Origin of the sequence: Streptomyces sp. NPDC047061 (assembly GCF_040643955.1) — a bacterium.
Classification (GTDB): Bacteria; Actinomycetota; Actinomycetes; order Streptomycetales; family Streptomycetaceae; genus Streptomyces.
This window is the reverse complement of record NZ_JBEYVI010000097.1, coordinates 1-11,053: the sequence shown is the minus strand read 5'-3', so window position 1 is coordinate 11,053 and position 11,053 is coordinate 1. Positions and strand designations below refer to the sequence as shown.

The following is an 11,053-nucleotide window of genomic DNA, read 5'->3' as shown; positions in this document are numbered from 1 at the left end:
GGCCGGGTAGTTGTAGGACTTCAGCCGGTTCCAGGTGGGGGTGCCCCACTTGGCGACGAGGTTGTTGTACTCGGTCGTGGTGATGGGCTGGCGAGGGCCCCTTCTCCGTGTCTGCCGGACTGCTACTCGCCGAGCAGCAGCCGCACCCGCTCCTGCCCCACGGCGAGGAGCAGGGTGGGCAGCCGGGGTCCGGTGTCCCGGCCCACCAGCAGGTGGTAGAGGAGCGCGAAGAACGCCCGCTGGGCCGTCTTGATCTCGGCCGGCAGTTCCTTGGGCGTCGCGTCGGCGGAGAACCCGGCCTGGACCTTGGGCACGCCGTAGACGAGGTGGGTGAGCCCGTCCAGCGACCAGTGTTCGGCGAGCCCGTCGAGCAGCAGGCGTACGGACTGCTGGGACGCCTCGTCGAGGGACTTCAGCAGCTCGGCGTCCGGCTCGTCCCGCACGATGGTCCGCTGGTCGGCCGGGACCTGCGTGTTGATCCAGGCCTCGGCCTTGTCGTACCGCGGCCGGGCCTCGTCCACCGACCCCAGCGGGTTCGCCGGGTCCAGCTCGCTGAGGATGCGCAGCGCCTGGTCCTCGTGCCCGGCGGTGATGTCGGCGACGGAGGCCAGCGTGCGGTACGGCAGCGGCTTCGGCGTCCGCGGCAGCTCGCCGCCGGCCGTACGGACGGCACGCACGTGCGCGGCGATGTCGCCGGGCAGCGCGGACCCCTCCGCCACCTTCCCGTCCAGCTTGTCCCACTCGTCGTAGAGCCGCTGGATCTCCTGGTCGAAGGCGATCTTGAAGGACTGGTTGGGCCTGCGCCGGGCGTAGAGCCAGCGCAGGATCTGCGGCTCCATGATCTTCAGCGCGTCGGCCGGGGTGGGCACCCCGCCCCGCGAGGACGACATCTTCGCCATCCCGCTGATGCCCACGAAGGCGTACATGGGCCCGATGGGCTGCTTGCCCCCGAAGATCCCGACGATCTGCCCGCCCACCTGGAAGCTGGACCCCGGCGAGGAGTGGTCGACACCGCTCGGCTCGAAGACGACCCCCTCATAGGCCCACCGCATCGGCCAGTCGACCTTCCAGACCAGCTTGCCCCGGTTGAACTCGCTCAGCCGGACGGTCTCGGAGAACCCGCACTCGTTGCAGGTGTACGTCAGCTCGGTGGTGTCGTCGTCGTACGCGGTGACGGTCGTCAGGTCCTTGCCGCAGCCGCCGCAGTACGGCTTGTACGGGAAGTACCCGGCGGACCCGGAGGACCCGTCGTCCTCGCCCGCCGCGCCCGAGCCCTCCTCGGCCTCCAGCTCGGCCTCGTCGACGGCCTTCTGCTGCTTCTTCGCGGGGGCCTTCTTCGTCCGGTACTGGTCGAGGATCGCGTCGATGTCACCGCGGTGCTTCATGGCATGCAGGATCTGCTCGCGGTACACGCCGGAGGTGTACTGCGCGGTCTGGCTGATCCCGTCGAACTCCACGCCCAGCTCGGCCAGCGACTCGACCATCGCGGCCTTGAAGTGCTCGGCCCAGTTCGGGTACGGGGAGCCCTGCGGGGCGGGCACCGAGGTGAGCGGCCTGCCGATGTGCTCGGCCCAGGACGCGTCGACCCCGGCGATGCCGGCGGGCACCTTGCGGTAGCGGTCGTAGTCGTCCCAGGAGATCAGGTGCCGGACCTGGTGGCCGCGCCGCCGGACCTCGTCGGCGACGAGGTGCGGGGTCATGACCTCGCGCAGGTTGCCGAGGTGGATGGGCCCCGACGGCGAGAGCCCGGACGCGACGACGACCGGTTTGCCCGGGGCCCGACGCTCCGACTCCTCGATGACCTCATCCGCGAAACGGGAGACCCAGTCGGTGGTCTCGGTGCTCTGAGCCACGTCGGCACGTCCTTCTTTCTGGCAACGGGCAGCCGGTACGGTCGCACGGCTGACCGCTCCATTCTCCCAGCCGAGGTCGAATCCACGAAAACGGGTTTGCGAGGCGCCCACGAGGCGCCTTTGAAGGCGCCCCTGATCGGCGGCGCAGCCGCCGTTCTGGGTGCGCGGGATCGTATTGATACGCGGCGGCGCCGCAACCGTATGGCGGCGCAGCCGCCTCTTAGGGGCGCGGGGAACTGCGCGACCAGCCCCCACGGCGCCGCACCCGGCCGCGCACCCCGCGCCGCCCGAGCTCGTGGCCGCGAAAACCCCTTTACCCCCCGTGAAATACTGGAGGCGTCTACCTGAACCCACGAGGAGAACGGCTCCCACCCCATGGCCCCGGTCACGTCCCTCAGCGCTTCCGTCAACCAGCAGCTCACCGACGCCCTCTCGGCAACCTTGCCGGAGGCCTCCGTCGACCCGCTGCTGCGACGCAGCGACCGGGCCGACTACCAGGCGAACGGCATCCTCGCCGCCGCCAAGAAGGCCAAGGCCAACCCGCGGGAGCTGGCGACGCAGGTCGTCTCGAACATCACCACCGGCGCGGCCCTGATCCAGGACGTCGAGGTCTCCGGCCCCGGCTTCCTCAACATCACCCTCTCCGACCGGGCGATCACCGAGAACCTGGCCGCGCGGTACGCGGACGGCGACCGGCTCGGCGTGGCCGCCAAGGCGAACCCGGGCATCACGGTCATCGACTACGCCCAGCCGAACGTCGCCAAGGAGATGCACGTCGGCCACCTGCGCTCCGCGGTGATCGGCGACGCCCTGCGCGGCATGCTCGACTTCACCGGCGAGACGACGATCGGCCGGCACCACATCGGCGACTGGGGCACCCAGTTCGGCATGCTCATCCAGTACCTGATCGAGAACCCGGACCAGCTGTCCGCGGAGACCGACACGGACGGCGAGCAGGCCATGTCGAACCTGAACCGGGTCTACAAGGCGTCCCGGGCGGTCTTCGACGCGGACGAGGCGTTCAAGGAGCGGGCCCGGAAGAGGGTCGTGGACCTCCAGTCCGGCGACAAGGAGACCCTGGAGCTCTGGCAGCGGTTCGTGGACGAGTCGAAGGTCTACTTCTACTCGGTCTTCGAGAAGCTCGACATGGAGATCCGGGACGACGAGATCGTCGGCGAGTCGGCGTACAACGACGGTATGCCGGAGACCGCCCGCCTCCTGGAGGAGAGCGGCGTCGCGGTCCGCTCCGAGGGCGCGCTGGTCGTGTTCTTCGAGGACATCCGGGGCAAGGACGACCAGCCGGTCCCGCTGATCGTGCAGAAGGCGGACGGCGGGTTCGGCTACGCGGCCTCGGACCTGACGGCGATCCGCAACCGGGTCACCGACCTGCACGCCACCTCGCTCCTCTACGTCGTGGACGTCCGTCAGTCCCTCCACTTCAAGATGGTCTTCGAGACGGCACGGCGGGCGGGCTGGCTCACCGACGACGTCACCGCGCACAACATGGGCTACGGCACCGTGCTGGGCGCGGACGGCAAGCCGTTCAAGACGCGTGCGGGTGAGACCGTACGGCTGGAGGACCTGCTGGACGAGGCGGTGCAGCGGGCCGCCGAGGTCGTCCGGGAGAAGGCCCAGGACCTCACGGAGGTGGAGATCCAGGAGCGGGCCGCGCAGGTCGGCATCGGCGCCGTGAAGTACGCGGACCTGTCGACGTCGCCGAACCGGGACTACAAGTTCGACCTGGACCAGATGGTCTCGCTGAACGGCGACACGTCCGTCTACCTCCAGTACGCGTACGCCCGTATCCAGTCGATCCTCCGCAAGGCGGGAGAGGTCCGGCCGGCCGCCCACCCGGAGCTGGAGCTGCACACGGCGGAGCGGGCGCTGGGCCTGCACCTGGACGCCTTCGGCGACACCGTCTTCGAGGCGGCGGCGGAGTACGCCCCGCACAAGCTGGCCGCGTACCTGTACCAACTGGCGTCCCTGTACACGTCGTTCTACGACAAGTGCCCGGTGATCAAGCCGCAGCCGCCGCAGGACGTGGCGGAGAACCGCCTCCTCCTGTGCGACCTCACGGCCCGCACCCTCCACCGGGGCATGGCGCTCCTCGGGATCCGGACGCCCGAGCGCCTCTGACCGGTCGCCGACGGCGTTGTCAGTGGCGCCCCTTACAGTCACTGGCATGGCGACTCTTCCCAACCCGCTGCCCAAGCTGGCGACCGACCCCAGTGGTCGGTCCCTGGGGCTCCAACTCCCGCCCGGGACTCTGCTCGACGACACGCTCGACGGCCCGTGGCACCAGCCGTTGCTGTGGTACGCCGGGCAGCCCGCCGGGCCCGGGACCTGGTCCGCGCTGGGCGTGCCGGCCGCCCGTGCGGGGCTGCTCCCGGTGCTCATCGACGTCTCCGAGGTCGACGACTGGGACTTCGCCCCCGGGGAGACGTCGTATCCGGGGGACCACGACGCCGACGAGGTGCTGGAGGACTACTGGGAGGAGGACCCGCCGGACGGCGAGGAGTTCCCCGGGCTGGCCGCCGCGCCGGTCCTGGTCGCCGACCCGGACTCGCGGGCCGCGGACGTCGCGGACGCGCTCAGCCAGGGGCGGCCCTGGCTGAAGGAGCCGCATCTGGCGCTGGTGTCCGCCCGGCGGAGCGCCGACATACCGGCGGCCATCGGCTGGAGCGGCCCGGTGAACTACGAGGAGGACACGGGCCGGCTGTGCGCGGTGCTGCGATCCTGGGAGGACCGGTTCGGCATACGCGTGGTGGCCCTGGGCCTCGACCACCTCGCGCTCTCCGTCGCCGCCCCGCCCGCCGGCCTCGACGAGGCGGAGGCGGTCGCCGCCGAGCACTTCGCGTTCTGCCCGTACAGTGTGCTGCCCGGCGCCGACGACACCCTGTCGTCCTACGCCGAGCAGCTGGTCGGCGAGCGGCTGTGGCACTTCTGGTGGGACTGAGCGCCCCGTAGGGGCGCGGGGCCGTACGACCTGTCGCGCCACTTCCGGCGGAGCCCTCAGCCGCCCAGGCCCTTCGCCAGCCTCCGCAACCCCTCCCCGATCTCCTCCGGTGTCTGCGTCACGAAGCACAGGCGCAGGGTGGACCGGTCGGGGTCGGCGGCGTGGAAGGGCTCGCCGGGGACGTAGGCCACGTTCTGTTCCACCACCTGGCGGAGCAGGGCGGTGGTGTCGTACTGCTCCGGGAGCCTGGCCCAGAGGAACATGCCGCCCGCGGGCCGGTTCCAGGTGGAGCCGGCCGGGAGGGCGGCGGGCAGGCCCGCGAGCATGGCGTCGCGGCGTTCGCCGTAGACCGCGCGCACCTTGGCGACATGGGCGTCCAGCACGTCCAGGTAGCGGGCGGCGGCGAGCTGGTTGAGGGTCGGGGTGTGCAGGTCGGCCGCCTGCTTGGCCACCGCGCAGGCGCGGCGCAGGCCCGCCGGGGCGCGGAGCCAGCCGAGCCGCAGGCCGGGGGCCATGACCTTGGAGAAGGAGCCGAGCAGGACCACCCGGTCCGCGGCGCCGGGGAAGGACGCGATCCACGGGACGTGGTCGCCGTCGTAGCGCAGTTCGCCGTAGGGGTCGTCCTCGACTATCCACAGGCCGTGGCGGGCGGCGGCCGTGGCGAGGGCGGCGCGGCGGGGGGCGGGCATGGTGCGGCCGGTGGGGTTCTGGAAGGTGGGGACGAGGTAGAGGAGTTTGGGCCGCTCGGCGCGGATCAGCTCCTCCAGGGCGGCCGGGTCCACGCCGTCCTCGTCGCCGGGCACGGGCAGCACGCGTGCCCCGGCCAGCCCGAAGACCTGAAGGGCCGCCAGGTAGCAGGGGCTTTCGACGAGGATGGTGTCCCCGGGGTCGATCAGGGCGCTCGCGAGGAGGGAGAGCGCCTGCTGGGAGCCGGTGGTGACGAGGAGGTCGTCGGCCTCGGTGGGCAGGCCCCGCGCGGAGATGCGCTCGGCCAGTCGCTGCCGCAGGGCCGGTTCGCCCTCGGTCGTCGAGTACTGCAGCGCCCGCTCCGGGGCCTCCTCGAGGACCGCCCGGAAGGCGGCGGCGATGCCGTCGCGGTCGAACAGTTCGGGGGCCGGCAGCCCGCCCGCGAAGTTGATCACCTCGGGGCGGGCGGTCACCGCGAGGATCTCCCGCACGGGTGACCCGCCGACGGCGCGGGCACGGGCCGCGAGCGGGGGAAGCGGGGCGGGGGCAGGGGTGAGGGTCATGGACGGCTCCTTGGGCTGATCCTCGTCTTGGCGGGAGCGTAGAGAGGTACGTGCCGCTTACACCCGTAATTCCGCGATCCGGACAGTCGGGGTGCGGCCGGGACTGGGCCGTCCCGTACCGCCGTCCCGTGGGATGGGATACGCGCAGGTCACAGGGGTGGACCGGGAGCGGGCGTCCCGAATCCCCGGTCGGCACTGGCGGTCCGGGCGGGCCGGCCCACAGGCTGAGGGAACGTCAACCCCGCCGCCACGTCTCACCTTCGCTGCCAGCGCATGTGCCACCGCATGCGCCCCTGCATGCGCCACCGTCACCGGCACCGCGCCGGGATCGTGCCGAGATCGTCAAGGGAGCCCTCGTATGTCCGCCACGCACCGCCCCCCGGCCCCCGGCCGTCCCCACCCTCACCGTCGCCGTCGTGGTCGCCGTCGCCGGATTCTGGCGGCGGCCGCCCTCGCGCTGGTCGCCGCGACCGCACTCGGCGGGTGCCGGGACGGACAGGGCGTACGCGACGAGGGCCCCTCCGCCGCCACCCGCCCGGGGCCCGCGGCCGACCCGGCTCAGGCCTTGGTGCCGACGCCCGCGTAGACGTTGATGTCGGCGTCGGTGACGTCGTTGATGTCGGCGTACCGGGACCGGTCGATGGCGTCGAGGGTGGCCAGCAGCTCGGGGTCCGGCTGCTCGGGGACGGGAGCCGCGTGGTCGGGGTGCCAGTGGTGGACCGGGACCACGCCCGGGTCGGCGAGGGCGAGGGAGTTCTCCGTGAAGAAGCGCTCGATCTCGGGCTTGGACCGCAGGACGAAGGTCAGGCCCCGCTCGGTGTACGACCGCTGGACGCCGCGGATCTTCTCGGCGTTGAGATCCTCCGTGAGGTGGCTGACCACCAGCCGGCTGCCCGGGGGCAGCGCCTCGACGAGTTCGCGGACGACCGGGTGGGCGACGTCGTCCTCGATGAAGTGCAGGATCGCCACCAGGCACAGGGCGATCGGCTGGTCGAAGTCCAGGGTCTTCGCGGCCTGTTCGAGTATCTCGGCCGGGTTCTCGAAGTCGGCGTCGATGTAGTCGGTCCGGCCGTCGGGTCCGCTGGTGAGCAGGGCGCGGGCGTGGGCGAGGACGATCGGGTCGTTGTCGACGTACACGACCCGGGTGCCGGGGCTGATGCGCTGGGCTATCTGGTGGACGTTCTCCGCGGTGGGCAGCCCGGTGCCGATGTCGAGGAACTGGCCGATGCCGTCCTCCTTGGCCAGCCGGGTCACGGCCCGGCGCAGGAAGTCGCGGTTGTGCCGTACGTCGAGGTAGCCGCGCGGGTTGGTGGCGAGGGCGGCGGCCGCGGCGGTGCGGTCGGCGGGGTAGTTGTCCTTGCCGCCGAGGAAGACGTCGTAGACCCGCGCCGGGTGCGGCCTGGTGTTGTCGAACCTCTTTCTCAGCTCGGCGGGATCCTGGCTGAGGGCGTCACCGGACATGGGCGTCTCCCGGATGGTCGGCGAAGGGCGAGGACAGTCGAGAACGGTCAACAACCTAACGCCACCCGGGACTTGAAAGTGCCCCCGGCCGAATCTCACAGCCAGGGGCACCCGTTCCCGTCGCTCAGCCCAGCATCCGGGCGGCCTCCACCGCCCAGTAGGTGAGGATGTTCTGCGCGCCGGCCCGCTTGATGCCGGTCAGGGTCTCCAGGATCGCCCGGTCGCGGTCGATCCAGCCCTTCTCGGCGGCGGCCTCGACCATCGAGTACTCGCCGGAGATCTGGTAGGCGGCGACCGGCACGTCCACGGAGTCGGCGACCCGCGCGAGGATGTCGAGGTAGGGCCCGGCCGGCTTGACCATCACCATGTCGGCGCCCTCCTCCAGGTCGAGGGCCAGTTCGCGCAGGGACTCCCGCGCGTTGGCGGGGTCCTGCTGGTAGGTCTTGCGGTCGCCCTTCAGGGAGGACCCGACGGCCTCGCGGAAGGGGCCGAAGAAGGCGGAGGCGTACTTGACGGTGTAGGCGAGGATCGCGACGTCCTCGCGCCCGATCTGGTCGAGCGCGTCGCGGACGACACCGATCTGCCCGTCCATCATCCCGCTGGGCCCGACGATGTGTGCCCCGGCGTCGGCCTGCACCTGGGCCATCTCGGCGTACCGCTCCAGGGTGGCGTCGTTGTCCACGCGCCCCTCGGCGTCGAGCACCCCGCAGTGGCCGTGATCGGTCGTCTCGTCGAGGCACAGGTCGGACATCACGAGCAGGTCGTCGCCGACCTCGGCCCGCACGTCCCGCAGCGCGACCTGGAGGATCCCGTCGGGGTCGGTACCGGGGGTGCCGAGGGCGTCCTTCTTGCTCTCCTCCGGCACCCCGAACAGCATGATCCCGGAGATGCCCGCCTCGACGGCCTCGGCGGCCGCCTTCTTCAGGCTGTCCCGGGTGTGCTGGACGACGCCGGGCATGGCGCCGATCGGCACGGGTTCGCTCACGCCCTCACGGACGAACGCCGGGAGGATGAAGTCCGCGGGGTGCAACCGGGTCTCGGCGACCATGCGCCGCATGACGGGGGTGGTCCGCAGCCGCCGGGGCCGCGTGCCGGGGAAAGAGCCGTACGTCGTCATGCCCTCTACGCTACGCCCGTCACAAGAGCGCGCTTACCGACTCGGCGTCGACGCCCCGGCCCACGCGCGGCCGGGGCGCCGGGGCCTGCGGAGGGGTCAGACCTCCAGCTCGCCCTCCAGCTTCTTGAGGCTGTGCCGGGCCAGCGCGAGGTTGCTGCGGCCGCGGTCCAGGGCGAGGTAGAGGAAGAGCGAGCCGCCGGCCTTGGTCAGGGGGCGGATCAGGTGGTACTGGCCGCCGAGCGTGATCAGGATGTCCTCGATCTCGTCGTCGAGGCCGATGGACTTCAGCGTGCGCTGCTTGGCGCGGACCACCTCGGTGTTGCCGGCCGCCGCCAGCTCCAGGTCCAGGTGCGGTCCGCCGCCCAGCACGCCGAGCGACATGCCGCTTTCGTAGTCGACGAGGGCGACCCCGACGGCCCCGTCGATGCTCATGGCTTCCTTGAGCGTTGTCTCGATGTTCACGCTGGTGCCCTCGATTTCCTTACGTGGGTCGACTCGGACGCAAGCGGTTCGGTGGAGGTTGCTTACCGATCCCTCCGAGTCCGAATAAGTCTCATCTTTGGCCAGTGTTGCAACAGTTGGCAATAAAGTACTGTGCGACCGAGGGGTCAGGAGGGGGAACTCATGGCTTTGCTCGACACCGTGCTGAGCGCTGTCGGAAGGACGCCCGGCGTCGCCGCCGCCGCCCTTCTGGACGGCGTGACGGGCCTTCGCTACGCCGAGTACGGCGACCCGGAACCGGCGCAGGACGCCCAGGAGACCGCCCACTTGGCGATCACCCACCTCAACCGGGCCGGGTTCGCGGGCGAGTTGGAGAGCATCGTCGTCACCACGGCCGCTCATCACCATGTCACGACACGTGTCAACCGGCAGGGCGACCCGCTCCTGCTGTTCGCCCTGGTGGACCGGGACCGTACGAACATCACGTGGGCGCTGCGCGACCTGGCCGAGCACACGGACCGACTGCTCGCATGACCCAGGAGCCCCAGGAAACCCACGAGACACCGGCCGCCCGCAACGTCCCCGCCCAGCTGGCCGCCCTGCACGCGGACAGACGCTCCTGTGCCGTGCTGGTCTCCGGCAGCCCGGGCGGGGTCATCCACGTCCGCGACGGCATGGTCGTCGGCATGGAGACCCCCGGCGCCCCCGGCATCGAGGTCCTGCTCCTGAAGTCGCACCGGATCGCCGAGGACGACTGGACGGCCGCCCGCGCCACCGGCACCGACCCGGCCCGGCTGGCCCTGGAACTGGTCGCGCGGGGACTGCTGGGCGCCACGGAGCTGGAGGTCATCGGCCGGGCGGCACTGTTCGACGCGGCCTTCGCCCTGGCGCTCACCAGCCCGGACGGCTGGGAGGTGGCCGCTCCCCGCCCCCTGCTCGACACGGGCACCGCGGTGCCGCCCGACCGCCTGGTCACCGAGAACACCCGCCGTATCCGCCTGCTGTCGAACGAACGCGGCGCCACCGCCCGCTTCGCCCGCGACCGCCTGGAACCGGCCCCGGCGGCCCGCGACCCGCGGCAGACCGACCGGCTCTCGCCCCGCCACCGGACCCTCCTGGCGGTCACCGACGGCCGCAGGACACCCCGGGACATCGCCTTCGCCCTCGGCCGCGGCCTGTTCGCCGTCATGCTGGACCTCCGCGACCTCCTGGCCCTGGGCCTCCTCCAGCCCCCGCCCGCCACCCCCGCCGGCCGCCCCAGCACGGCCCCGCGCACCCCGCCCTCTCCCCCCACCGCAGCACCGCACCCCTCAGCGACCCCGCTCCCCCGCCGCAAGCGCTAGCAACCCCGGGGAGGCCGATCGCCTCCGCACCACCCAGCACGACAGCACAGGAAGAGGCCACCGTGAACGATCCCGTGCAGGACATCCTCGTCTCGTTGCGCGACCGGGTGATGGGCGTCTCCGAGACCGTCCTGGCCACCGTCGACGGCCTCGTGGTGGCCGCCGACGCCGACAAGACCCACCCCGAGTCCATGGCCGCCCTGGCCTCGGCCACCCTCTCCCTCGGCCACCGCCTGGCCGACCAGGCCGACACCGGCACCCTCCGCCAGCTGACCGCGCAGTGCAGCGCGGGCCACGTCATCGTCACGGCAGTGGGCACCCGAGCCCTCCTCGCCGTCATCACCGACGAGGGCGTGGACGGCCTGGCCTTCGACCGGGAGATCCCCACAGTGATCGAGGACCTGAAAAAAATCCTCGCCAACGACGCGCCCCGATAGGGGCGCGGGGAACTGCGCGACCAGCCCCCACGCACCCGCAGACGACCGCCGACACAGAAAAGGGGGCGGGGGGGGGGGCCCCCCCCCCCCCCCCCCCCCCCCCCCCCCCCCCCCCCCGGGCGCCGGCTCAGCCCCCCCCCCGCCCCCCCCGCACACCGGCGCCGGGCCCGGTCCCCGGCCGCCCCCGCCCGCGCC

Annotated in this window: 10 protein-coding genes; 5 read left to right on the top strand and 5 right to left on the bottom strand. The window is 72.0% G+C overall.

The window, feature by feature from the left end:
- Positions 1 to 122: 122 nt before the first annotated feature.
- Entirely contained in the window at positions 123 to 1,853 is a 1,731-nt protein-coding gene (lysS, locus tag ABZ887_RS50545; protein ID WP_361306403.1) for a lysine--tRNA ligase, read from the bottom strand.
- A gap of 375 nt (positions 1,854 to 2,228) precedes the next feature.
- Here lysS and argS point away from each other — a divergent pair, with 375 nt between their 5' ends.
- Both argS and ABZ887_RS50535 read left to right on the top strand, forming a co-directional pair.
- Positions 2,229 to 3,989: an arginine--tRNA ligase gene (gene argS / locus ABZ887_RS50540; RefSeq protein ID WP_361306401.1), complete on the top strand. Its 1,761-nt coding sequence runs from the start codon at positions 2,229 to 2,231 to the stop codon at positions 3,987 to 3,989.
- Between the two features lie 46 nt (positions 3,990 to 4,035).
- Positions 4,036 to 4,809 (top strand): DUF4253 domain-containing protein, encoded by a 774-nt coding sequence (locus ABZ887_RS50535; protein ID WP_361306400.1) that lies wholly within the window; start codon positions 4,036 to 4,038, stop codon positions 4,807 to 4,809.
- A 56-nt stretch (positions 4,810 to 4,865) separates the two neighbouring features.
- On the opposite strand, the gene ABZ887_RS50530 is transcribed toward ABZ887_RS50535, so the two are convergent.
- The 4 genes from ABZ887_RS50530 to ABZ887_RS50515 form a co-directional block, all read right to left on the bottom strand.
- On the bottom strand, positions 4,866 to 6,059 hold the full coding sequence (locus tag ABZ887_RS50530; protein ID WP_361306398.1) for a PLP-dependent aminotransferase family protein: 1,194 nt from the start codon (positions 6,057 to 6,059) through the stop codon (positions 4,866 to 4,868).
- Between the two features lie 558 nt (positions 6,060 to 6,617).
- Positions 6,618 to 7,520 (bottom strand): SAM-dependent methyltransferase, encoded by a 903-nt coding sequence (locus ABZ887_RS50525; RefSeq protein ID WP_361306396.1) that lies wholly within the window; start codon positions 7,518 to 7,520, stop codon positions 6,618 to 6,620.
- Between the two features lie 124 nt (positions 7,521 to 7,644).
- The gene (gene hemB / locus ABZ887_RS50520) at positions 7,645 to 8,637 is read right to left on the bottom strand and encodes a porphobilinogen synthase (RefSeq protein ID WP_361306394.1); all 993 of its coding nucleotides are present in this window, start codon (positions 8,635 to 8,637) and stop codon (positions 7,645 to 7,647) included.
- Between the two features lie 96 nt (positions 8,638 to 8,733).
- Entirely contained in the window at positions 8,734 to 9,099 is a 366-nt protein-coding gene (locus tag ABZ887_RS50515; RefSeq protein ID WP_361306392.1) for a hypothetical protein, read from the bottom strand.
- A 162-nt stretch (positions 9,100 to 9,261) separates the two neighbouring features.
- Here ABZ887_RS50515 and ABZ887_RS50510 point away from each other — a divergent pair, with 162 nt between their 5' ends.
- The 3 genes from ABZ887_RS50510 (at position 9,262) to ABZ887_RS50500 (ending at position 10,858) form a co-directional block, all read left to right on the top strand.
- Positions 9,262 to 9,612 carry a hypothetical protein gene (locus ABZ887_RS50510; RefSeq protein ID WP_361306390.1) on the top strand — a complete coding sequence of 117 codons (351 nt, stop codon included), beginning with the start codon at positions 9,262 to 9,264 and terminating at the stop codon, positions 9,610 to 9,612.
- Positions 9,609 to 10,421: a hypothetical protein gene (locus ABZ887_RS50505; protein WP_361306388.1), complete on the top strand. Its 813-nt coding sequence runs from the start codon at positions 9,609 to 9,611 to the stop codon at positions 10,419 to 10,421. The genes ABZ887_RS50510 and ABZ887_RS50505 overlap by 4 nt, the downstream gene beginning before the upstream one ends.
- A 62-nt stretch (positions 10,422 to 10,483) precedes the next feature.
- Positions 10,484 to 10,858: a roadblock/LC7 domain-containing protein gene (locus ABZ887_RS50500; protein ID WP_361306386.1), complete on the top strand. Its 375-nt coding sequence runs from the start codon at positions 10,484 to 10,486 to the stop codon at positions 10,856 to 10,858.
- Positions 10,859 to 11,053: the final 195 nt, after the last annotated feature.